24 protein-coding genes and 1 pseudogene are annotated in these 24,279 nt (G+C 34.8%); 20 read left to right on the top strand and 5 right to left on the bottom strand.

Translation table 11 applies throughout. The features are described from left to right. Positions 1–160 precede the first annotated feature (160 nt). Both DRZ96_RS03740 and DRZ96_RS03735 read left to right on the top strand, forming a co-directional pair. Positions 161–400 carry a CDIF630_02480 family spore surface protein gene (locus DRZ96_RS03740; protein WP_070701395.1) on the top strand — a complete coding sequence of 80 codons (240 nt, stop codon included), beginning with the start codon at positions 161–163 and terminating at the stop codon, positions 398–400. A 51-nt stretch (positions 401–451) separates the two neighbouring features. Then, entirely contained in the window at positions 452–1,003 is a 552-nt protein-coding gene (locus DRZ96_RS03735) for a phosphatase PAP2 family protein (protein ID WP_112889623.1), read from the top strand. On the opposite strand, the gene DRZ96_RS03730 is transcribed toward DRZ96_RS03735, so the two are convergent. Next, positions 977–1,414: a nucleoside deaminase gene (locus tag DRZ96_RS03730; RefSeq protein ID WP_172605455.1), complete on the bottom strand. Its 438-nt coding sequence runs from the start codon at positions 1,412–1,414 to the stop codon at positions 977–979. The two genes, DRZ96_RS03735 and DRZ96_RS03730, sit on opposite strands and share 27 nt — an antisense overlap. Before the next feature lie 268 nt (positions 1,415–1,682). On the opposite strand from DRZ96_RS03730, the gene DRZ96_RS03725 reads away from it, so the two are divergent. Further along, on the top strand, positions 1,683–2,561 hold the full coding sequence (locus DRZ96_RS03725) for a DegV family protein (RefSeq protein WP_112889621.1): 879 nt from the start codon (positions 1,683–1,685) through the stop codon (positions 2,559–2,561). A gap of 79 nt (positions 2,562–2,640) precedes the next feature. Here DRZ96_RS03725 and DRZ96_RS03720 read toward each other — a convergent pair whose 3' ends face one another. Further along, on the bottom strand, positions 2,641–3,969 hold the full coding sequence (locus DRZ96_RS03720; RefSeq protein ID WP_112889620.1) for an MATE family efflux transporter: 1,329 nt from the start codon (positions 3,967–3,969) through the stop codon (positions 2,641–2,643). A gap of 130 nt (positions 3,970–4,099) precedes the next feature. On the opposite strand from DRZ96_RS03720, the gene DRZ96_RS03715 reads away from it, so the two are divergent. From DRZ96_RS03715 to DRZ96_RS03705, 3 genes are all read left to right on the top strand, one after another. Next, positions 4,100–4,834, top strand: a complete 735-nt coding sequence (locus DRZ96_RS03715) for a gamma-glutamyl-gamma-aminobutyrate hydrolase family protein (protein ID WP_112889619.1) — start codon at positions 4,100–4,102, stop codon at positions 4,832–4,834. Positions 4,835–5,362: 528 nt separating this feature from the next. Next, positions 5,363–6,502, top strand: a complete 1,140-nt coding sequence (locus DRZ96_RS03710; protein WP_112889618.1) for a YibE/F family protein — start codon at positions 5,363–5,365, stop codon at positions 6,500–6,502. Between the two features lie 92 nt (positions 6,503–6,594). Next, positions 6,595–10,494: an S-layer homology domain-containing protein gene (locus DRZ96_RS03705; RefSeq protein ID WP_112889617.1), complete on the top strand. Its 3,900-nt coding sequence runs from the start codon at positions 6,595–6,597 to the stop codon at positions 10,492–10,494. Positions 10,495–11,207: 713 nt separating this feature from the next. Here DRZ96_RS03705 and DRZ96_RS03700 read toward each other — a convergent pair. After that, entirely contained in the window at positions 11,208–12,287 is a 1,080-nt protein-coding gene (locus DRZ96_RS03700) for a hypothetical protein (RefSeq protein WP_112889616.1), read from the bottom strand. A 115-nt stretch (positions 12,288–12,402) separates the two neighbouring features. Here DRZ96_RS03700 and DRZ96_RS03695 point away from each other — a divergent pair, with 115 nt between their 5' ends. The 12 genes from DRZ96_RS03695 (at position 12,403) to DRZ96_RS03650 (ending at position 21,655) form a co-directional block, all read left to right on the top strand. Next, the gene (locus DRZ96_RS03695) at positions 12,403–12,672 is read left to right on the top strand and encodes an ACT domain-containing protein (protein WP_070700085.1); all 270 of its coding nucleotides are present in this window, start codon (positions 12,403–12,405) and stop codon (positions 12,670–12,672) included. A 9-nt stretch (positions 12,673–12,681) separates the two neighbouring features. Then, complete coding sequence (locus DRZ96_RS03690) at positions 12,682–14,037, top strand: PFL family protein (RefSeq protein WP_112889615.1); 1,356 nt, start codon at positions 12,682–12,684, stop codon at positions 14,035–14,037. A 32-nt stretch (positions 14,038–14,069) separates the two neighbouring features. Continuing rightward, positions 14,070–15,467: an APC family permease gene (locus DRZ96_RS03685; protein ID WP_112889614.1), complete on the top strand. Its 1,398-nt coding sequence runs from the start codon at positions 14,070–14,072 to the stop codon at positions 15,465–15,467. Between the two features lies 1 nt (position 15,468). Next, positions 15,469–17,094, top strand: a complete 1,626-nt coding sequence (locus DRZ96_RS03680) for an amidohydrolase (protein ID WP_112889613.1) — start codon at positions 15,469–15,471, stop codon at positions 17,092–17,094. A 6-nt stretch (positions 17,095–17,100) separates the two neighbouring features. Continuing rightward, positions 17,101–17,589, top strand: a complete 489-nt coding sequence (locus DRZ96_RS03675; RefSeq protein ID WP_112889612.1) for a GAF domain-containing protein — start codon at positions 17,101–17,103, stop codon at positions 17,587–17,589. Between the two features lie 160 nt (positions 17,590–17,749). Then, positions 17,750–17,899 (top strand): hypothetical protein, encoded by a 150-nt coding sequence (locus DRZ96_RS10500; RefSeq protein ID WP_172605454.1) that lies wholly within the window; start codon positions 17,750–17,752, stop codon positions 17,897–17,899. 50 nt (positions 17,900–17,949) lie between these two features. Further along, the gene (locus tag DRZ96_RS03670) at positions 17,950–18,609 is read left to right on the top strand and encodes an ABC transporter ATP-binding protein (protein WP_112889611.1); all 660 of its coding nucleotides are present in this window, start codon (positions 17,950–17,952) and stop codon (positions 18,607–18,609) included. Next, entirely contained in the window at positions 18,606–18,797 is a 192-nt protein-coding gene (locus DRZ96_RS11650; protein WP_256584810.1) for a hypothetical protein, read from the top strand. Before DRZ96_RS03670 ends, DRZ96_RS11650 begins: the two co-directional genes overlap by 4 nt. A gap of 86 nt (positions 18,798–18,883) precedes the next feature. Further along, positions 18,884–19,306, top strand: coding sequence for a hypothetical protein (locus tag DRZ96_RS11645; RefSeq protein WP_256584809.1), 423 nt, complete (start codon positions 18,884–18,886; stop codon positions 19,304–19,306). Between the two features lie 126 nt (positions 19,307–19,432). Beyond that, on the top strand, positions 19,433–19,930 hold the full coding sequence (locus tag DRZ96_RS03660) for a hypothetical protein (RefSeq protein ID WP_236587153.1): 498 nt from the start codon (positions 19,433–19,435) through the stop codon (positions 19,928–19,930). Then, positions 19,930–21,090: a sensor histidine kinase gene (locus tag DRZ96_RS03655; RefSeq protein WP_112889610.1), complete on the top strand. Its 1,161-nt coding sequence runs from the start codon at positions 19,930–19,932 to the stop codon at positions 21,088–21,090. Before DRZ96_RS03660 ends, DRZ96_RS03655 begins: the two co-directional genes overlap by 1 nt. Next, positions 21,068–21,655, top strand: coding sequence for a response regulator transcription factor (locus DRZ96_RS03650; RefSeq protein ID WP_112889609.1), 588 nt, complete (start codon positions 21,068–21,070; stop codon positions 21,653–21,655). The genes DRZ96_RS03655 and DRZ96_RS03650 overlap by 23 nt, the downstream gene beginning before the upstream one ends. Positions 21,656–21,695: 40 nt before the next feature. On the opposite strand, the gene DRZ96_RS03645 is transcribed toward DRZ96_RS03650, so the two are convergent. Continuing rightward, a complete protein-coding gene (locus DRZ96_RS03645) occupies positions 21,696–22,241 on the bottom strand; it encodes a nitroreductase family protein (RefSeq protein ID WP_112889608.1) in 546 nt (181 codons plus the stop codon). Continuing rightward, on the bottom strand, positions 22,231–22,932 hold the full coding sequence (locus DRZ96_RS03640) for a DUF188 domain-containing protein (protein WP_112889607.1): 702 nt from the start codon (positions 22,930–22,932) through the stop codon (positions 22,231–22,233). Before DRZ96_RS03640 ends, DRZ96_RS03645 begins: the two co-directional genes overlap by 11 nt. A 78-nt stretch (positions 22,933–23,010) precedes the next feature. On the opposite strand from DRZ96_RS03640, the pseudogene DRZ96_RS11640 reads away from it, so the two are divergent. Both DRZ96_RS11640 and rbr read left to right on the top strand, forming a co-directional pair. Continuing rightward, positions 23,011–23,470 (top strand): annotated as a pseudogene (locus DRZ96_RS11640) (exodeoxyribonuclease III); the annotation flags it as partial. Between the two features lie 188 nt (positions 23,471–23,658). Continuing rightward, positions 23,659–24,252, top strand: coding sequence for a rubrerythrin (gene rbr, locus DRZ96_RS03630; RefSeq protein ID WP_112889605.1), 594 nt, complete (start codon positions 23,659–23,661; stop codon positions 24,250–24,252). The last annotated feature ends 27 nt before the right edge of the window (positions 24,253–24,279 follow it).

Below are 24,279 nucleotides of genomic sequence, written 5' to 3'. Positions count from 1 at the left end.
TTCCTAAATATATATATTTAACATAAAACAATTACCCAAATAAGATTTATTAAATCTAATTTAAAAACTTTAATAGATTATACTCAAGATTTACTCAAACTATTTGTAATTATAAGATATTTGTAATAATATATAACTAACAAATATATGGAGGGATAATATGACAGACAATAAAAAAGAAAAAGATTTAATAGAAAACTCAACAACTCTTTCTGATGCAAAGAAGAAAGAAATGAAAGCAAACATGGACCAACAAAAGGAAATTAACTCAGAAGATAGACCAGATTCTGATATCTATGCAAAGACTGAAGGACAAGATCCTGAAACAGGAATCGAAATTCCAACAGACGAAGAAGTTGAAGAAGCTAAAGAATGGGTTGACAACGAAAATAGAATGTAATTTTTAGGGCCTAGTGATAGGCCTTTTTTTGTAAAAAATATAGGAGTTTTTATGGATAGCAAATTTTTAAACTGGCTCCTTGGAATAAGGAACGACGTCTTAAATAGGTACATGATTGCCATCACTCACCTGGGGACTGGAGGAGCAATTTGGCTTTTTACAGTTTATATCCTCTTCTACTTAGGCTTTAGGGTTGAGAGCATAAATGTAATACTTGCCCTTATCTTTAACGGGATAGTCTGCAACCTCTTATTGAAAAATATCCTAAAGAGAAAGAGACCGTCTTGGATAAATAAGGTGGAGCTCCTTATAAAGGATCCCACAGACTTTTCCTTTCCATCAGGCCATGCTTCATCTTCCTTTGTCGCAGCCCTGACAATTTACTTTTACTTTAGGGGGATGGGGATTTTCTTCCTTGTGATAGCAGCCCTAATTGCCTTCTCAAGGATCTATCACTTCGTCCATTATCCCAGCGACGTAATCATTGGGGCAATCATTGGAATAATCATAGCCCTTCTCACAAAAAACTACTACGACAAATTTATATTGGACTTTATGCAGGTAAATCTTCCCTTCTTATTTGGACCTCTTCCTAAGATCTGAGAAGAAGTTAGAGATTTGGCTTGCACATTCTCTTTCCAAGATACCATACTCATAATTAATCCTGTGATTAGTTATGAGTTTTTCTATTTTTTGGTGGGAAATTACAGCACCAAACCTCTTGTTGCGGGCACCAAAATATAAATTTTTGATTCGTGCATTTAAAATTGCTCCCACACACATTAGGCAGGGCTCAAGGGTAACATAGATGTCACAGCCTTCTAAGTGGTAAGAATTTAAATGTCTTGAGGCCATGGATATTGCCATGATCTCTGCGTGGGCTGTGGGGTTTTGTAAATCTTCTTTTTTATTGTAACCATATCCAATTATTTTATTATTTTTTACGACGACACATCCAATGGGCACGTCATCTGATAAGAGAGACCTGCGACCATAGCGGATTGCCTCTTTCATAAACTTAATTTCCATAAAAATATTATATCAAAATGAAAAAAATAAAGAAGAAAGTCCCATGATTATTCAAATAAAAGAATATATGAATAATAAACACTGTGTTATAATATGATAAGAAGTAGTCATTAATATATAAACTATAATCTAATAAACATAAGTGACTAGAATAAGTTTTGAAAATAAAGTTTTAAAAGATAAATCGATTATTTATACAGCAAATTACTTTTAATTGAAATATACAGGCTGGACTTACAGCAGGGAGGAACAAATGACTTTTAAGATAATATCCGACTCCTCATGTGATTTAGATAAAAAGACATTGGACAATTTAGACTTAGAAATTTTTAAAATAAATTGTGTAGATGAAGAGGGTCAAGACCTATCTGAAGATATGTCCAATAAGGAAATCTATAAAAAAATGAGAGAAGGATTCTTTTTTAAGACAAGCCAGATAACTTTCTACGAGTACCTAAAGAAGTTTGAAGAGTTTGCAGAAGAAGGCACAGATATTATTTGCCTAACCCTATCCTCAGGCTTAAGTGGGACCTATCAAAATGCCTGGATGGCAAAAAAAGAAATTGAAGAAAAGTATAGCATAAGAGTTGAGATAGTGGACTCACTTGCAGCATCAGTTGGCTTTGGACAAATTACTTACTTTGCAGGACTGGCTGCAAAAAATGGTGCTACTTACGATGAAGTACTAGACCTTCTAAAATTTTTGGTGGAGAAAACTAAGCACATCTTCACAGTTTATGACCTTAAATATCTCTATGAAGGTGGAAGAGTCTCTAGGACCAAGGCAAAAATTTCAAACGTCCTAAATATACTTCCCATATTAGAAGTTGATGAAGAAGGAAGAATATATTTGTCAGAAATAGTTCGTGGCAAGAACAAGTCCTACAAGAAGATGATGGAGATGATGGACGAAAAGACATCATCAGATGGGTCAGATAGGGTCTTCCCAGTTTATGCTGACGATATAAAAGTTATTGACCCACTTATAAAAAAATTAGAAGAGAGGGGCTATGACAAGTTCCTATCCTTAGAGGTGGGACATACTATTGCAGCCCACGTGGGGCCAGATATTTTCGGCCTAGCCTATCTATCAGAAAACATACCAGAGGAATTTAAAAAGTATTTAGGTTGATTGATTTTAAAATTAAAAATACACAAAAAATTAGGAAGTCACGCGACTTCCTTTTTTAATGTCTTAAATTTTTATAATCTCATGCTTTTTTAATTCTTAGGGCAGACTTATTTAGCATCTTTCTTAGTGAATAAAGGGCAATAGCAAATACTATTAGTTCTGATACAACTGCTCCGAAGAAGAGGTATCTCACTCCAAATAAGTGAACCATTAGATAAATTGAAAGGAAAAGTGAAACTGATCCTCTTAAAATATTTATTATGATGGAATACTTTGGGTCTCCAATGGCAGATGAGAGGGATGCAATAAATAAATTGTGACCTGCAAATAAAAACATAAGGGCGTAAATCCTCATTGGCCTAATGGAAGATGAAATCATACTTTTGTTCTCCAAGAACATATTGAACTGAGTTTCTGCACCAAAGTAGGCGATGGCATACATAATCACAGAAATTATAAAGACAAAGACAAAACTCATCCTTATAATCTTTATGGACTTGTCTCTTTCCTTGGAACCATGGTAGTAGGAAAGTAGGGGCAGAGTCCCGTGGCAAACTCCTTGGAAGGTGGAGTTGGCAAAGAGTGACATGTAATTTATAACTGCGTAGGCAGAAAGATATTCTGGTGAAAGATACTTTATTATAAATAAGTTAAAGATAAAGACAAAGGTTGCAGTGTTTAGTTCAGAGATAAACTCTCCAAAACCATAGACAACAGTCTTTTTTAAATAATGAAAGACTTCTTTAGCACTCATCTTAATTTTTACAAAGCGAAGGTAACCCTTGGCGGCCCTAAAGTGAATAAAAAATATGAGGCAAGACAAAAATTGTGCAATGCCCGTTGCAAGGGCAGCTCCTCTTACTCCCATTTGAAACTTGTGGATTAAGATGTAGTCTAAGATTATATTAGTTACACAAGCAGAAACTGCACCAATAATTGCAGTCCTAGGAAAGCCGTCTACCTTTACCAAGACCTCAAAGGCATAGGCAATGATGTAGAAGGGCGAGAAGAAGACAATTACAGACAGATAGTCGTGAGATAGGTGGAATAGAGTTGAGTCTGCTCCCAAAAATCCTATTATTTGATCCATAAAAATTATTGCAATAAGGGCAAGCAATACAGAAAAGGCCAGGATAAATAAAATTATAAAGGTAAAGACCTTGTTGGCCTCATCCTTGTTTCCCTTACCTAGTTCTATTCCTATAATTGTTTGTGATCCGACACCAGTTATAATTGCAATTGCAAACAAGAAGTTCACATAAGGCACAACTATTGTTACAGCCGATAGCTCTAGCTCGCCGGCAAAGTTTGCAACGAAGAAGCCGTCAACAATTGTGTATATAGAAAAAACCCACATTGCAATAATAGATGGGATTACAAACTTAAAAAATTGTTTATTTAAACTCATAAAACACCTCTAATCTAGTAATTATATATTAATTAATTTTTTTAGGCAATAAGCTAGTCAATAACATATTCTATTACAATTTTTATAAGTCTTTGTTATAATGAGTTTAATAAAAAAAGGGAGGAAGATTATGAAACCAATTATAGGAATTTCTGTTAACTCACTTAGGGATATTTCTCAAAATGACGTTGGACAAATTGGAGTAGAAGGCCAAGACTGGCAACTAATAGCAGCAGATTATATTAGGGCAGTTGAAAGAAATGGTGGAATTCCAATTTTAATTCCAAACATCAAAACTATTGAAGACATGAGGACAGTTCTAGACAAGATTGACGGACTTCTCTTATCAGGCGGTCACGACGTAAACCCAAGGACTTACAACGAGAGAAACTCTGGCAAGGCTGGTAAGTTCGACAACTTAAGAGACCACGAAGAAATCTTCATGACAGAATACGCCCTTGAAAAGGACATCCCTTTCTTGGGGATATGTAGGGGACTTCAAATCTTAAACGTAACACTTGGAGGATCTATCCACCAAGATTTGCCATCAGCAGGTTTCCCAGCTCACTCTATGAGTAACTCTTTAAGAAACGAACCATCACACGAGCTAAAGGTCCTAGAAGACACTCCACTTTTTGACATCTTTAAAAGAGAAGAAATCTGGACAAACTCCTACCACCACCAAGGAATAAATGAATTGGGAAAGGGATTAAAGAAAGCTGCTCTATCAGAAGAAGGACTAGTAGAAGCAGTTTACTTAGATGACAAAAAATTTGCCCTTGCAGTTCAATGGCACCCAGAAATGATGTACGACGACAAGGAAATGAATATGATTTTTGAAAAATTTATTGACGCTTGCAAGTAAGTTTATAAATTTTTGAGAAAATTAAGGGGTTGTTGCAAAAGACCCCTATAATAGAAAAAAGACGAGGAAACATAAAAATCCTCGTCTTTTTGTAATTAGAATATCCCTGGTTAGACCAGGGGTTCAATTTAGCTTTAGCGATGAAAAACTAATAAAAAAATACCTCCATGTTGAAATAAATTGTGGTTTACCAGAACACAAAAATAACAGGAGGTTTTTTATTTATTTAATACCTCTATCTTATTTCTTTTGTTTAGTGTAAGACGTTTATAGCTCATAGTAACCTCCGTGTGTGTTTTTGTAGTTATTAACATTTTACACGAAGTTAGTATGAGTTTTTATTTTTTATTTGTGTCACATTTAATTTTATAACTTATCAAATGAAAAGAGAGACTCGAATTAAAGAGTCTCACCAATATTTGACATAGAGCCTTTTTATAAAAGTAATGGGATAATAAATTTTATTTTACATTAAATATATATAAAATTTACTTTTGAATGCAATAATTTTGCAGAAGGAGTGAAAAGATGAGTAAAAAAATAAAATATATTTGTAACGGGACGTTAGTTTTAATTTTAATTTTAATTTTTATTTTTTGGAAAGATGTAGACTTTGGAGATACAGTTATCGTTCAAAACGCAGTTTCTTATGAGAAGGGTAAGGTTATAAAAGTTTTAGATGAAGATACAGTTGAGAGTTATCCAAATTTAAAGACTGGATCCCAAAAAGTTTTGGTTGAAATGAAAAATAAAAGGTTTGATAAACCAATAACTATAGAAAATAATTTATTTTCGGAACATTCTGTGTACTTAAAGGAAGGTTCTAAGGTAATAGTTTATGTGGACGAACCAAAGGGGATTGAGCCATATTATACAATATATAATTACGACAGATCTGCCTCAATAGCTATTATGTTAATTTTATTTTTAATAATGTTATATGCAATTGGAAAGTCAAAGGGGATAAAATCTGCGGCATCACTTTTTATAAGTTTATATTTAATGTTTTGTTTTATGATCCCTCTAATATATTTGGGACATTCGCCAGTATGGGTTACAATATTAACCTGTGTCTTGGGAAGTATTTATTCGGTTGTAATACTTCAAGGTTACACATTAATTGGACTTGTAAACTTAATAAGTGTGTCAGTTGGATTTATATCTGCTGCAATATGTTTTTATATTTCATCTTATTTCACACACTTAAGTGGATATAATTTAGCTGATGTAGAAGGACTCTTACTTATAAATTCAAAAACAGGATTACAAATATATCCTCTTATGTTTGCAGGTGTTGCCATAGCAGCCTATGGAGCTTGTAAGGATGTTTCCGTTTCAATATCTTCTGCACTTCATGAGATATATGTAAAAAATCCTAAAATAACAAAAATAGAACTTTTTAAATCTGGGATGATAATAGGAAAGGATATTATAGGTACTATGGTCGATACTTTGGTATTTGCATTTTTGGGAAGCTCCATAGCTACAGTTTTAGTTTTAATATCCTATGGAGTTGATTTTAATCAATTAGTTAGTTCAGATTTTTTTGCTGTTGAACTTGTCAATTCGCTCATAGGTACAGCAGTAGTAATTATAATGGTTCCAGTTAGTGCTTATCTATCAGGAGTAATCTATAAAAAAGAAAAAATTAAATTAAAAAGAAGATAAATTTACAAAATCTTTAAAAAAACATTACAGATTATATTCTTTGACTTTACAATATTGTGAAATAATAATTCTAACTGAAGAGGAGGTATATAATGAAAAGGAGATTCAGTTTATTTTTAGCTATACTAATGTTAGTTTCAGTATTTTCACCATTAGGATTGGGATTTGAAGGTAATGAAATTAGATTTAGTACAAATGTAGTAGAAGCAGCAGAAGATGATGCTCAATCAAATGAAGGAACACCAAAAGAAGAAGTTAATGATGCATCAAATGAAGTGACACCTAAAGAAGTTAATAATGCATCAGATGAAGTGACACCAGATATGGACAATGGAACATCTTCTACAGATGAAGAAGTTAAATTGACAAATGATATATTGACTATAGGAAAAGATGGCACAGAAAGAAACTTCACATGGTATGCCAATACAAAAGAAAAAGGAAAGTTTGAGTTTGCAAAACTAAATGCAGAAAAAGATTTTAAAGATGCAACAGTTCTTGATGCAACAGTTAAAGAAACAAATAAGGACGGTTTCTCAAGTAATCAAGTAACTTTAGATGGATTAGAACCAGACACTGAATATATGTATAGATTCTCTAATGGAGATACAGTTTCTGAAGTTAAAACTTTTAAAACTGGTGGAACAGGAGATTTTAGTTTCTTTGCAGCAGGAGACCCTCAAATAGGGGCTGGTTTTGAAGACGAAGATGAAAAAGGTTGGGACAAAACACTAAAGCTTTTACCAGAATTAGATCCTAGTGCATCATTCTTACTCTCACTTGGAGATCAAGTAAATATTTCAGACAATGAAAGACAATATGATGCTTACATTAATAGAGATGGATTCAATGGATTAACTCTTGCACCAATAATAGGAAACCATGATTCAGGAAATCATGCTTACACAGAACATTTTAAACTTTCAAATGTTCAAGAAGAAGGTAAAACAACAGCAGGAAGCAATTACTACTATGTTTATAATAATACTTTATTTATTTGCTTAAACTCAAATAATAGAAATTATGCTGAGCATAAATCGACAATAAAAAAAGCAATCGCAGAAAATCCAAATGTAAAATGGAAAGTAGTGGCATTCCACCACCCTCCATATACAGTAGCCTCTCATGCATTAGATGGATATATTAGTAATATGAGATCAACACTTGTTCCAATATTAAAAGAAAATAAAATTGACCTTGTACTAAATGGACACGACCACGTTTATACAAGAACTCATGTAATGGATGGAACAAAACCAATAATTGAATGGGAAAATGGAGAAGAAGGGAAAGCACCAAATGAATATGTAAATCCAAAGGGAATTATATATGTAACAACAAACTCGGCATCAGGCTCCAAACATTACGATATAATGAAGAATCAAAACTTTGAATTTTCAGCATTTAAAAATCAAGAATATGTTCCAAATATTTCAAACCTAAAAATCACAGATAATTCTATTGAAGTAACAACTTATAGAACTAATGATAGTTCAGTTGTAGATAGCTTTAAAATTATAAAAGGAGATCCAACACCAGTAAAGCCATCAGAAGTTAGAGTTACTTTTAAAGTTGATGAAAACAAAGGGAAATTCGTACCAAATGAAGATGGCGTAATTCTAAATACAAGAGTTCTTCCAATGAATTTTGATGCAACAAAATTAGAAAAAATGGCACCAGAAGTAGAAGGACTTGATGGATATGAATTTAAAGGTTGGGACAAAGAGTTTGTAGGCGAATTAGACCAAGATTTAATAATTAATGCTATATTTGAAAAAGTAGAAAAAACTGAACCAGAAGCAGGAAGTATTCAAACAAATGCCATATTGACTATAGGAAAAGATGGCACAGAAAGAAACTTCACATGGTATGCCAATACAAAAGAAAAAGGAAAATTTGAGTTTGCAAAACTAAATGCAGAAAAAGATTTTAAAGATGCAAAAGTTCTTGATGCAACAGTTATCGAAAAAACAAATCTTTCAGGATATTCAAGTAATCAAGTAACTTTAGATGGATTAGAACCAGACACTGAATATATGTATAGATTCTCTAATGGAGATGCAGTTTCTGAAGTTAAAACTTTTAAAACTGGTGGAACAGGAGATTTTAGTTTCTTCGCAGCAGGAGACCCTCAAATAGGATCAGGTGGACCTTTAAATGGTAAAGAAGGATGGGATAAAACACTAAATCTTTTACCAGAATTAGATTCTAGTGCATCATTCTTACTTTCACTTGGAGATCAAGTACAGGCTGGAAAGGACGAAGAAGAATATGATGCATATATTAATAGAGAAGGTTTCAATGGATTAACTCTTGCACCAATAATAGGAAATCATGATGATAGAGGAAATGCTCACGAAGAACACTTCAAAGTTTCAAATGTACAAAATGAAGGAAAATCAAATGCAGGAAGTAATTACTATTATGTTTACAACAACACATTATTTATCTGTTTAAATTCAAATAACAAAGATTATGGAGAACACAAAGTTACAATTGAAAAAGCAATTGCAGAAAATCCAAATGTAAAATGGAGAGTAGTAACATTTCACCATCCTCCATACACAGTAGCACGTCATGCATTAGATAAGTATATTACAGATATGAGATCAACACTTGTTCCAATATTAAAAGAAAATAAAATTGATCTTGTATTAAATGGACACGACCACGTTTATACAAGAACTCATGTAATGGATGGAACAAAACCAATAATTGAATGGGAAAATGGAGAAGAAGGAAAAGCACCGAATGAATATGTAAATCCAAAGGGAATTATATATGTTACAACAAACTCTGCATCAGGTTCTAAATTTTATGACATAATGCAAGATAAAAAGTTTGAATATTCAGCAGTAAAGAACCAAGAAAAAGTTCCAAATATTTCAAATGTAAAAGTTACAGATAATTCAATTGAAGTTACAACTTATAGAACTAGCGACAAATCTATTGTAGATAGTTTTAAAATTGTAAAAGAAGATCCAACACCAGTAAAGCCATCAGAAGTTAGAGTTACTTTTAAAGTTGATGAAAATAAAGGAAAATTCTTACCAAATGAAGATGGTGTAATTCTAAATACAAGAGTTCTTCCAATGAATTTTGATGCAACAAAATTAGAGAAAATGGCACCAGAAGTAGAAGGACTTGAAGGATATAAATTTAAAGGTTGGGACAAAGAGTTTGTAGGCGAATTAGACCAAGATTTAACAATAAATGCTATATTTGAAAAAGTAGAAAAAACTGAACCAGAAGAAGATAATTCAGTTGAACCAACTAAACCAACTCCTACTCAACCAGAAAAAGATGACACAAGAGAAGAACCAATAAGACTCTTCCCTAGACATCATGATCGAACAGAAACTCATCCTGTTTATGTATCAAAATCAAGTATATTCACAAAAGAAGATGCATTAAAAAAGGGAAAGGAAATTGCAAATAAAAATTTAGCAAAAAATTCTGGAAAAGCTACTGATATTGATGGACATTGGGCTAAAGATTCAATAAATTACGCACTTGAAAATAATTTAATTGACTTAATAGGAAATGAATTTAAACCAAATAAAAATGCTACAAGATATACTGTAGTAAAGGCATTGGGAAAATTCAAAAAAATTGATGTGGAAGAATATAAAGGCAAGTCTTTGAAAGATGTTGATGCAAATTCAGAAGAATCTGCTTATGTAAATTGGGCAATCGAAAATGGTATTATAGCAGGCTATGAAGATAATACTTTTGGAGGAGATAGAGAGATAACTCGTGAAGAAATTGCGAGAATACTAAATTTATTTGCTGAAAAATTTGATATAAAAGTAAAGAATCTAGAAGCTCCTAAATTTAAGGATCAAAATAAGATTTCTGACTGGGCATCAAAAGATGTAAAAGAAGCAACAGAAAAGGGTCTATTAGTTGGACGTGATGATGGAACTTTTGGACCTAAAGATAATTTAACTAGGGCAGAAGTCGCTCAAATGATTGTAAACATGATTAAATAAAATCACAAGTTAAAGTAAATCTCAGTGTAAGAGCTGAGGTTTATTTTTATCCAATTCTTTATTAAAAAACAATAAAAATTCATTGAAAATCATTAAATTAAGTTTTATTTTTAAGGCAAAAGAAGGTTCTCATGAAAAATTTTAGAGTAAAATTTATTGATGCTTGTAAGTAAGTTTATAAATTTTTTAGAAAAAAAATTAAGAAAAAGTTTTTTATTTTTTCATTAAAAAAACACATAAATTAAATTTTTGTAAGTGGATATTTGCCTAAATTTATAGGTGGCATCCACTTTTTAATTAAAAACTATAAATTATATATTAGGAGGGGGAGTAATACCCATTCGGGCACGCAGGGGTCCTCGGAACGATCCTTACCCTCTCTTAAAACCTCCCCCCTATCCCAACGGCCTGGCAGGGGCCTAGATTACAAAATAAAAATAAGACAGCCTAAAGAATAAAGAAACACAAATTGTCGCAAGCTTCAATTTGCGAACTGACTAACATCATTTGCTTCGCAAAATGTGTTAGATCATGTCACTCGCTTCGCTCAAACAATTGGATTTTTTACGGCTGTCTTTTATTTTTATTTTCTTCTACCTAAACTCATTTGTTAATTGATAGTTTGAAATAAAATGAACTTAGGTGAACTCAAATAAGCTTTAAATGTAATTAAGACTTTAAAATAAATAAACTTTAATGATAAATTGATTGAATCATTCGAAATAATCAACTGTCCACTTTACTGCAATTCCTGTTTTTTCGTGGTAGAGGATTCCGTCGCAATGAGGCCAGTTTTCTTTTCCCATTTTCTCCTTTGCTTCTTCATAGTCTTTTTTCTTGGCTATTTCTATTGTGCCTGGGATATGGCTTGGTCCCTTATCAATGTAGACCACATCTTCTTCGTAGCCAGGAACTTCTTCTAGCTTGTGACTGAAGTCCTTTAGTCCTTTTTCCTGAGCCAGATAAAATAGTTCTTCCATTATGAAATCATAATTTTCTTTTCTCTCATTAGCAAACATTAATTTGCCAGCGATTTCATCGTCATTCCTAGCCATTTTTTTAATTGAAGGTCCATAGCCTGCCCCATCCATAGCTTCAATCTTTTCATCGAAGACAAAATTTTTATCATTATCTAAAACATATTGGATTTCCATGGGAATAGTATAGCCAGATACTTCATTAAAAATTCCATTATTATAGGAATAATTTGCATTATTTACAGATGCAAGAAAAATTAACTTGCCATCTTCAAAGAAGTCTTTAACTAATTGAGTGCAATAAATTTGGTAGTCACCAGGGTTCTTCATAGTTTCAATATTTTGAACTTGATTTGAAATTAGAAGTCCTAGGGCCTTGTTCCTTAAATTTTCTTTTGACTCAAGAATTTTAGATTGGTCGTCTGTAAACTCTTCGTTGTGAAAAATATTATCTTGACTCTCTCTTGCTAGCTTAACTTCTCTGGATTCGGAAGAAACTATTACATCGCCCAAGTTATCCTCGATCTTATCTATTGTCTTATCAGATAAACTTGTGTCCTTAAAAATTTTTTTGTAGTCACTGTCACTTAAGCTGCCAATAATTTCTGATTTAGGAAATTTTTCACCAGACTCACCAGCATTTTCCCTAGCAATAAAAAGTTTTATATTGCTATTACTTGTCTCAGTTTTTCCACTTTCTTCGACTTTATTTTTTTCTTCAGAATTCTTATCTCCATTAGAATTTTTATTTCCTCCACAAGAGGATAAAAACAAAATTCCTATCAAAGCAAGAATAATAATTTTAAATTTTTTCATGTCGTCCTCCTTTAATTTAATATTATAATAAAGTTTAATTAATGACAACAGAAAATAGAGCATTAGAGCCTTAAATTATGGTATAATAATTGTAATTTTATTTAAGGGGGAAATTATGAGAGCCGTTATAACCGTAGTAGGTAGTGACAAAATTGGTATTGTATATGAAGTAGTAAAAAAGATGGTGGAATTTGACCTAAACATTGTTGATATTACACAAACAATTTTAGATGATTACTTCACAATGATTGTTATTGTTGATTTGACTAAGATGAACGTTGAGTTCCAAGAAATTGTAGACGCTTATGAAAAACTTGGAGAAGAGCTTGGACTTTCTATAAGAGTTCAACACCAAGGTATCTTCGACAAGATGCACCAAATTTAAGGAGCAGACATGGATAGACAAAGAATTTTAGAAACTGTAAGAATGCTGGACCAAGAGAACCTAGACATTAGAACAGTTACTCTTGGAATATCACTTCTAGATTGTATAGACAAGGACGGAGATGTTGCCCGCAAGAAGATTTACGACAAGATCACAAAATATGGCAAGCACCTAGTTGAATATGCCGACGAAATTGGACACAAGTACGGGGTAGAAATTGTAAACAAGAGGGTTTCAGTTACTCCAATTGCCCTAATCGCTGGTGCCACTGATGAGAAGGACTACATAGAATTTGCTAGGACTCTTGATGCTGCTGCAAAGGAAATTGGTGTAGACTTCATTGGTGGTTATTCTGCCCTTGTTCATGGAAAAATGACTCCTGCTGATGAAATTTTAATAAATTCCATCCCAGGAGCTCTTGCTGAAACAGAAAAAGTTTGCTCTTCTGTAAATGTTGGTACAACAAAAAATGGTCTCAACATGGACGCAGTTAAGCTAATGGGAGAAAAAATTGTAGAAACTGCAGAATTAACTAAAGAGGCAGACTCCATTGGATGTGCAAAGCTTGTTGTATTTGCCAACGCAGTTGAGGACAATCCCTTTATGGCAGGTGCCTTCCACGGTGTTGGAATGGGCGACGTAGTCCTTCATGTTGGAGTTTCTGGCCCAGGAGTTGTCAAGTACGCCCTAGAAAAAGTTAGGGGAGAAAGCTTCCACGTAGTTTCAGAAACTATTAAGAAGACTGCCTTTAAGATAACAAGACTTGGAGAATTAATTGGCACTGAAGTTGCCAAAAAAATTGGAGTTCCTTTTGGAACAATTGACCTATCCCTTGCTCCAACTCCAGCAATTGGAGATTCTGTTGCAAGAATCCTAGAAGAAATTGGAGTTGAATTTGCCGGTGGTCATGGAACTACTGCAGCCCTTGCCATGTTAAATGACGCAGTTAAAAAGGGTGGCATCATGGCATCTGACCACGTTGGTGGTCTATCTGGTGCCTTCATACCAGTGAGTGAAGACGAGGGAATGATTGAAGCTGCAAGAAATGGTCACATTGGTCTTGATAAGCTTGAAGCCATGACTTGCGTATGCTCCGTTGGTCTCGACATGATTGCAATTCCAGGAGACACAAAGGCAACAACTATTGCTGCAATTATTGCTGACGAAGCTATGATTGGAATTATAAATCAAAAAACTACTGCTGCTAGACTTGTTCCTGTAATTGGAAAGGGTATTGGCGACGAAGCAGTTTTCGGTGGCCTACTAGGATCTGCTCCTATTGTACCAGTTCATCCAGGAAATGCTGATAGGTTTGCAAACCGTGGTGGCTATATACCAGCACCAGTTCACAGCTTTAAAAATTAAAATTAAAATAAAAATAAAGAAAGAGGTGTGCTATGAATAACAATTCAAAGGACATTGAAAAATTAACCACAGAGAACACTCAGTTTAATAGAGAAATTGGAGTCTTTGGTGGAGTAAGTATTATTGGCGGGATTATGATAGGGTCAGGTATCTTTTACCTAGGTTCCTATGTTCTACAAAGGACTAATATGAACTCTGGCCTTGCTCTTATTTGTTGGATTATTGGTGGACTTATTACCTTATTTGGTGGCCTCTGCTATGCAGAACTTGGTACTGCCATGCCAAAGGCTGGTGGAAGAATTGTCTACCTAAACGAAGCCTACCACCCAATAGTTGGATTTATATCTGGTTTTACTGATTGGATAGTTGGTGGACCAGGTTCCGTTGCCGCAGTTGCCATTGCCCTTATGTCAGTTTTCAAAAGTTTCTTTGAAATTTCTGATTTTGGAATTAAGATGGCAGCCATAACTTTGATAATTGTCTTAACTATCTACAATATGTTTGGAGTTAAGGCTTCATCAATATTACAAAACCTATCCATGGTGGCAAAACTTGTTCCTATTGGTATTGTAATGATCGCAGCCCTCTTTGTAGGTAAGGTTAGTCCAGACTTGAGCCTTACAACAGCCCTTGAACACTCAAGGACAAGTGACACAAATATCTTTGGCATGATTGCCATAGCAGTTGTTGCAACTCTTTGGGCCTACGAAGGATGGACTAACTTAAACACAGTTGCAGAAGAAATTAAGGATCCTCACAAGAACCTGCCCCTAGCCCTTATAATTGCTATTGGTGGAATTACAGTTCTTTACACTTTATTTAACTTTGCTATTATGAAGGTTATCCCTCATGAAGAAATTGTTGCAATGATAGATGGTGGAGACCTATACCTTGGAACAGAAGTTGCCAAGAGGGTATTTGGAAATGCAGGGCTTATTATAGTAAGTGTGGGTATGATCCTTGCAATGTTTGGTACTCTTAATGGACTTATACTTGCCCAACCAAGGATGTACTATGCCATGGCAGTTGAAGGTCACTTCTTCAAGTCCTTTGCCAAACTTCATCCAAAGTACAGGGTTCCAACAGCACCAATGATTGTACAATGCGTATTCGCTTGCCTACTTGTACTTTCATCAAACCTTGACCAACTTACAAACATGGCTGTAATAACAGGAATGATTTTCTCAGTTCTTACAATTTTATGTGTGCCAATATTAAGAAAGAAATATCCTAAGATTGAAAGACCTTACAAGGTTTGGTTCTACCCAGTGTCTGTTATAATTACAGCCCTAATCTTTGCAGGACTTGTTGTCCAAGGTGCAATAGAAGACCCAATCACAGGACTTACTGGACTAATAGTGCCAATCCTTGGTGCAATCACTTATATGATTTTTGATGCAAAAATAAAAAGAGAAAAAAACGAGGGATAAGATGAAAAAATTATTTTACAATGGAAAAGTTTATGTCAATAGAGATGAATTTCAAGAGGCAATCTACCTTGAAGGGGAATTTATAAAAGAAGTTGGAAAAACAGAAGACCTTGTAAAAAAATATGATCAAGAAGATGTAGAGAAAGTTGACCTTGAAGGAAGAACAGTTATACCTGGTCTTAACGATTCCCACCTTCACTTTATGCAATTTGGCGAAAGCATGAACCAAGTTGACATCGAAGGAGTTGAATCCATTCAAGAAATGATTGATAGATGCAAGATCTTCATGGAAAAAAATCCCAAGAGATGCGAAAAGGGAATCCACGCTATTGGTTGGAACCAAGACTTCTTCAAGGGAGACAAGAGGATACCAAATCGATTTGACTTAGATAAAATTTCTACAGAAATCCCCATAGTTCTTGAGAGAGTTTGCGGTCACATAGTTTCATCAAACACAAAGGTTATAGAAATTCTTGGGCTTACAAAGGACAGCCCACAATATCCTGACGGCGAATTTTTGATTGGCGATGATGGCTACCCATCTGGAGTTTACACAGCCAATGCCTGCAACTTTGCCAAGGACGTAATACCTGACTTCACCCTTGAAGAAAGACGTGAAATGCTAATAGAAACTATGGACTACGCAGTATCTTGTGGACTTACATCAGTTCAATCCAATGATGTAGGAACAACTTTTATGAATGGACCTGTGGCCTTTGACCTCTTAAAGAACATTTATAAAGAAAATAAAAAAATTAGATACAGACACCAAGTTTGCTTTAACGACTTTGGAGAATTTGAAAATTATTTGACTGACGGAGAATACTCTAAGAAGGACAAGGAATATGATACAAATTACTTAAAGCTTGGACCTTTAAAACTCTTTAAGGACGGTTCACTTGGTGCAAGGACTGCCCTAATGCGTGATGGCTACAATGACGACAAAGACAACCACGGACTACCTTGGATCAAGGACGAAGAGATGAGAAAGTATGTAAATCTTGCATTAGAGAATAATCTTCAAGTTATAACTCACGTTATTGGGGACAAGGCCATTGAAGACACGATAAAGTGTTATGAAGATGCTTTTGTTGATGGAGAAAATAAACTCCGTCACACTCTTGTTCACTGCCAAATCACTGACAGAGAATTAGTTGAAAGGATAGCAAGAGATGACATCTGCGTAATGGCACAGCCAATCTTCTTGGACTACGACATGCAAGTTGTGGAAGACAGGTGTGGCAAAGAACTTGCCTCCACATCCTATGCCTTCAAGAGCCTAAAGGACCTTGGAGCCCACGTAGCCTATGGAACTGATGCACCAGTAGAAAATCTAAATCCTTTCCCAAATATTTACATGGCTGTAACTCGTAAGGACAAGAAGGGAAATCCTGAAGGAGGATTTTATCCTAAGGAATGTGTGGACATCTACGAGGCCATTGATGCCTACACAGTGGAATCTGCCTATGTAGAATTCCAAGAAGACATCAAGGGAAGGATCAAAAAAGATTTCTTGGCTGACTTTGTAGTCTTAGACGAGGACATCTTTACAATTGACCCAATGGAAATAAAAGACATTAAGCCAAGGATGACAATTGTTGGTGGAAATGTAGTTTACAAAAGATGAGGAAATATGACTTTAGAAATTAAGGGAATAGAAAACTTGGACAATAAAGAAAGACTTGACTACATGGTGGACTTTGGCAAGGCTACAATAAAAACCGAAGACGACATGATAGCCATGATGGCAAATATTACTTCTATAATTTTTAATGTAGTGGAAAATCTAAACTGGGCAGGCTTTTATCTTGTGAAGGAAGGTGAATTGGTCTTGGGACCCTTCCAAGGTCTTCCTGCTTGCACAAGACTTTCTGAAGAAGGAGTTTGTGTGGCAGCCTGGAAGGATAAAAAAGTCATGAGGATAGAAAATGTCCACGACTTTCCAGGCCACGTTGCCTGCGACTCGGCATCTAATTCAGAACTAGTCTTGCCAATCCTTGTTAAAGATGAGGTTATAGGAGTCTTGTACTTAGACTCACCAAGCCTAGGCAGATTTACAAGTCTTGAAGAAGAAAAATTTAGAGAACTTGTGAAGGCCATGGAAGAAGAATTATCTAAATAAATTTGAGGAGCTTAGTCTCCTCTTTTATTTTGCCCAAAAACTTATAAAATTATTTTTGATCTTGAGATAAAATATTTTTAAAAGCAAAATGTAAAAACAATAAAAATTGCAGTTATTACTCATGAAGTAAAGCACATAAAAAATTAGAATGGAGTTAGAAATGAAATACTTAACAATATCAAACATTATTATATTTGTTGGAATTTATATTTTTGCAAGTTCTATCCTGAATAGAGATAAGAATAAGAAAAAATTTTTGGGAATCATCCTGACAGTCTTGGGATGCATCTTAAAGTCTTTGAATTATTAAGCTTAAAAGAAAAACAAAATCACAGGAGACTTGCAGGCTAAGGAGGCAATATGAAAGACATAATACTTGTTGAAAATATTGAGAAATCCTTTAAGGACAAGGAAGTCTTTTGTGATTTTTCTTTGTCTATAAGGGAAAAAACAGTCCACGCCCTTGTGGGACCAAACGGGTCTGGAAAGACAAGTCTCTTGAGGATCTTGACAGGAATTTACAAGTGCAAGGGTCATGTGGAAGTTAAGGGAACCTATGCCATGCTACTTGAAAATGACTACCTCTACGAGGACAAGACTGGTTTTGAAAATATTAATATTTATTCTCTTTACTTTAACTTTAGCAAGGAATACTACAAGTCCTACGCCGATATCTTGGGAATTACTGATGACCTAGATAGGAAGGTGTCAACTTACTCCAAGGGGATGAAGAGGAAGCTATCCCTCCTCATCATTGTCCTAATGGATAGGGACATCATCTTCCTTGACGAAGTGACATCGGGAGTAGACCCCCTATCTCGAGTGGAAATTAGAAAGATTATAAAAATTTTAAAGGACCAAGGCAAGACTATTGTCATCACATCTCACGACTTGTCAGAGATTGAAAAGGTTGCCGACCTTGTGACTATGATCAAGGATGGAAAAATTTTATTTACAAAAGAAGTTTCCAAGCTTGGAGAAAATCTTGAGGACTTATTTATAGAGGAGGGGTCAAAATGAAGGACAAGGATCTAAACAAGGCTGCTAGATACCTAATATTTAGGGACAAGGAAGTTATCATCAACACAGTTTTATTTCTTGTAATCACCTTTGCCTACCTTCTCGGTCTATACAAATTTCTTTTTGCGGACAAAGAAGAAGATTTTATCATCCTCATGACCTATGCCTTATACTTGGTTTTGGGATAATTGGGTCCAATACTATCCTTGTAAACTTAAGTCTCAAGGACAAGCTAAGTGGAAGGCTGGAGTTTTTATTAGGGACTGGACTTGACGTGAGAGAAATCATCAAGGTTTACTCCATAGAAAACTGGAGGATTTCACCTCTTCCTTCCTTTATAATTTTTTTTGGAACTTATGTAATTTGTAACTTGGGTAAGTCATTTGTGGCTCTCTACCTTTCATGCATTAGCCTTCATTATTTTTTGATTTTGACCCTTAACGTCATGGCAATGTATAGGAAGAATTTTAAGTTTTTCAAAAATATAGTTTTCTTTAGCACAAGTCTTGGAATTTATCTCTTTGGAAATTTTTCTGGGAGTATTTTAAAATTCCTAGGCTCTATAAACTTGGACTTAAATATCTTTTTAATTCTTGTAAATATAATTCTTGGAATTGGCTTGGGTCTTTATTCATTGTATCAAATTAAGATGATGGACAATGAAAAAGTCATGGAGGTGAGCTCAGTTTGGTCTTAAAATTAATTGGTCTTGACCTAAAGAAAATCTTGGACAAGAATGCCCTCTTAATGAGTTTTTTTTGCTCTCGCCTTCACCTACCTTTCAAGCCTTTCTCTTGAAAAGGATACAAGCCTATCAAGATTTATGGGGACAGAAGGACTTGCCCTTATCTTTTTGATTTTCGCCATAGAATTTTCCAAGGGAAGCCTCCAAGAGGACAAGATAAGGAAGAAAATCGAGTTTTTCCTTGCCAATGGGGTTGGAATAAAATTCTTAGTTATAAAATATTTTGGAGCCATCTACCTAGCCAGCCTAATTACCCTCTTGCCATCCCTAATATTTTTTGCCTTCAAGACAAAAATTGGAGTCCTAGAAATTTTTAACTTCTTACTTACGGCAGGCCTTTACACAAATTTTTTAATTTTAAAAATTTTAAACACAGAAAATATGAATAAGATGACGGGGATTCAAAACAAGATAATTCTCCTGGGAGTCCTTATCTTGGTGATCTCAACTAATATTTATATTTTCACTTCTGTGATAGAATTGTACTTGATAAGCAAGTTTTTAATTTTAATTGTTATAAATATTTTTATGGTCCTTAGGACAAACAAGGAGAGGATTGGGGTGACCTACTTTTGATGGGGAAGAGAGTTTTAAAAATCATAATTTGCCAAGTGGCCCTAATCTTTTATTGGGCCTGGCTCTATAAAGTGGGGGACCTAATAGAAAACCAAGCCCTCATGAACCTAATGAGCTTTTTAATAATAGGAATTATCTACGGCTTTATTCACACAGAAATAAGTAAGAGTGAAGACAAAAAAAGTCATGGAGTCTTTATCTTTTTTTCCTTTATCTTTTTTACCTTGGCCCTAAATAAAAATTTAAGTCCAATAATTTTTATGGGCCTTGGACTTGTAACAAGTTTGGTCTACATCAAGAAAAACCTAAAACCTGATAGGGCTAGGCACATTAGTATCCTTCCAGTTTCAAGGAAGATGACCCAGGTGGCTGTCCTTGTCCTCCTATTTGTTTTCACAGGGATAATTTATCTCCTTGACCTTGATGGCCCTGTGATTCATATTTTCTATCAAATAATATTCTTTGCTTACTGTCTATTGTTTTTTCTCTTCCTCAAGGACAGGGAAGATGTTTATGAAGAAGTATTTAAACTTTTTTATATGTCTGACTATCTTGGCGAAGAGCGTGAGAACTTTGCAAGGCTCATCCACGATGAAGTCCTCCAAGATATTTTTGCAGCCAAAAACTATTTGAGCCTGAGGGACCCAAGGGTGGACCTGGCAGGGAACATCCTTACAAATTTAAATGGAAGGCTTAGGGAAATTATGAAGTTCTATCAAACTAGGCTCTTTGAAGACTTTGGCATAGAAGAAAACATTCAGGGAGTTTTTGAAAATCTTGCCAGTCTCTATCCAGAAAAGAAAACTAGGATAGATGAAAAAATTTCTGAGACCCTAAGAGGAAATGCGAGCAAGGAAGAAGTTAGGCTTATATCAACTATTACTAAGGAGCTTGTCAACAACATCTACAAGCATTCCGAGGCCACCTATATTTTTTATAGGCTCTATGAAGATGAGGACTTTATTATTATGGAAGTTGAAAGTGACGGCATGAGAGAGGAAGACTTCAAGAATATTGAAGACTCAAAGAGGGGTGTCCTTCTTTTGAAGGTCCTTGTGACCTCTAAGGAAGGGGAAATCTCTTATAAGGACAGGGATGGAAGTCTTTACACGAGAATAAAAATAAGAAGGTATAGAAATGAAAATTCTTTTATTAGATGACCACAAAATTTTTGGTGAGAGCCTGAAGCTCCTCTTGGAAGAGAGGGGGATTTTTTGCACCTACACCAGCGACATAAAAAAGTTTTATGAGGAAGTGGAGGGTGACTACGACATAATAATCTTGGATATAAACCTCAAGGAAGAGGATACGGGCTTTGACATCTTAGATAAGATCTATGATAAAAATAAAAAAATTGTGATTCTGACTTCCTACGACATGATAAACTACAAGAGGCTGGCCTTAGAAAAGGGAGCCAAGGACTTTATAAACAAGTCCCTTGATGTTGATGAGGTCATAGAAAGACTTGAGAGGGTTTACAAGGACGAAAAAATTCCCTTCGATGGGGAAGAGAAAATAATTGAACCCCTTACAAAGAGGGAAGAGGAGATTTTATTAGAAGTCTTAAGTGGCCTAACTAAAAAAGAAATTGCAGATAAACTCTACATCAGCGAGAGGACCCTCTACAACCACCTGGCAAATATTTACGCTAAGCTTGGTGCCAAGAATGCCATTGAGGCTTGCAAGATTGCTCTTGAGATGGGCTATCTCAGGCCCCTTATGTAATAAAAAAACTAGGCCCTAAGACCTAGTCATAAATTTAAATTTATTTATCTTCTGATACTATTTTATAAATTGCGTCAGAAGATTTTCTTTTTTTCTCACGAATTGTGTAGTCTTTTGCATAGCCAATTGTTATTACAAGTCTAATTCTCGACTTAGTTCCAAGGTACTTTTGGAGTTTCTCTTCGTCGAACCAACCCATTATGCAAGTGGAGAGTCCAAGGCTTGTGGCTTGTGCTGTAAAGTAGGCTGCTGAGATTCCTATGTCAATGGACTTGTAGTCTTGATTCTTTACAGAGGAACCAAGTTTGGCAGATAGATTGTAATTTTCTTCTGTAATCACTGCAAAGGCATTGACGTCCTTGGCGAAGGAATTCATCTTGCCTAGTTGCAAGAGGTCTCTAACATTTTTGGCTTCGTCACCCTTTACAATATAATAAAAATAAGGTTGGGCATTACAAGCAGAAGGTGAAAGCTTCATGGCTTCAAGGCAGGCATCAAGCTTTTCAGCCTCAACTTCTCTGTCAGGGTCATAGGACCTGCAGGACTGTCTTACTTTTGCTAAGTCTATAAATTCTTTAAATTCCATTATTTCCTCCTAAAAATTCATCTAAGTCCCCATCAAAGAAGAAAAATTCGTCATCACGCATAAGGCAAGGGACACCAACCCTATTTTCTTCTACAATTTCATCAAAGGCATCTGAGAAGTCTCTTTCCTTTAAAAATTTCTTGAGACTTGCCATTGAAGAAGTTATGTCTACAATCTCACATTTAATATCCTTCTTTTTAATCTCTTCTATTGCCGGCGGACAATCTGGGCAAAGGCTTGAAACAAAAAGTGTTAACATATTTATTCCCTCCAAAAATTTATCTAGTGAATTATAAAAATCCTGGTCCAGTGATTTTTTTCTCTTAGGTATATTAGAAAAAATATTTCGATCTCTCATCTTCTTGTTGAAGTGGCGGCTGGCAAGCAGGACCATAATGTTGTCATCGTTTACAAAGTCACCTTGAAAGTCTAGGACCCTGGCTCCCTTGGATAGACCAAGAGAAGCAAGCCCCCTGTCGTTAGTTATGACAAGGTCACCCTGCCTTGCCTGGTTGGCGATGTAAATATCGGCAGCTTCCTTTGTGACATCAACATCAACCACTTGACCATAGGAAGGTGTGAAATCTTGGCTATAATTTTTCACAGTGATAAGTTTTGCTCCATATTTCTTTGAGAGGTCTTCAACTATTTTTCTAACTGGCGAACCGTCTGCATCTAATAATATTTTCATACTTATACTTTACCCAATAAGAATTTAATTTAGCATATTAATAAAAGTATTGAAATATTATATGGACCTAGTTTAGGAGGAAGAATGCTAACCTTAGAATTTGAGGACTATTACTTTACAACAGTTTACACTCCTAAGGCAGGAGATGGCCTAAAAAGACTAGCAGAAAGACAAGAATGGGACAAGTTCTATGCCAACTACTTAGCAGACTTAGATAAAAATAAGCCAGTAATAGCAACAGGAGATTTTAACCTTGTCCACAAGTAAATTGACCTGAAAAATCCAGAGACCAATAAAAGATAACCAGGATTTACAGACGAAGAAAAAGAAGGATTTAAAGACACCTTTAGACACGCTCATGGAGACGTAGAAGGAATGGGCTCAAAGAATAAAAACGTCTAGGATTAACAAGTCAGGCTAGAGGATTGACTACTTTTTATTAAGTGATAGGATTAAGGACCAACTAGTAGAATCAAAAATGCCAAACTCTGAAGATAGACAGGATCAAACTCCAATCCTATTAGAAATAGAAATTTAATAGCAAAAACAAACAATGATAAAAGTCAGATTAAAGAGATAAGTACATTTCAAAACTTATTTCTTTTTTTAAAGCCCTGACCAGTTGATAATTGTTATCACAAAATCCAGTGTTTAAGCCATTTGTAAAGGGTTATAAATATAATATATTGGAAGTATATCCAAATAAAAAAGAAAGAGGTAAGTACAATGAAAAAATTAAAAGGAACAAAAACAGCAAGTAACTTAATAACAGCTTTTGCAGGAGAATCTCAAGCAGTTCAAAGATACACTCTATCTCAAAAAATTGCTGACAAAGAAGGCTACAAACACATAGCAAAAGTTTTTGAAGAAACAGCTTTAAATGAAAGAGCTCACGCAAACGCACTTTATAAGTACTTAAAAGACGAATTTGAAAATGAAGCCATTGAACTAAACCCTGATTATACAGCTTTCCCAGTAGTTTATAAGGACACAAAACTTGCCCTTAAAGGAGCTATTGATGGTGAAAATGACGAAGCTGAAACTATGTATCCAGAATTTGCAAAAATTGCAAAAGAAGAAGGCTTTGACGACATAGCAAAATCATTTACAGAAATAGGCGAAGTAGAAGAACACCACAGAGACAGGTACAAAACTCTTCTAGATACTCTAGAAGCAGGAGAAATGTTTAAAAAAGACGAAGTAACAATTTGGAAATGCCTAAACTGCGGATATATTTACGAAGGTGAAGAAGCTCCTGTAGTATGTCCAGCATGTAAACACCCACAAGGCTTCTTTATGGCAGTAGGCCTAGTAAAATAAAACATTAGAAATGAAATATAAAAGTAT

The organism is Peptoniphilus harei, assembly GCF_900454685.1.
Lineage (GTDB): Bacteria > Bacillota > Clostridia > Tissierellales > Peptoniphilaceae > Peptoniphilus_A > Peptoniphilus_A harei.
Note: the sequence above shows the minus strand (reverse complement) of the source record. Positions and strands in the feature narration are given on the sequence as shown.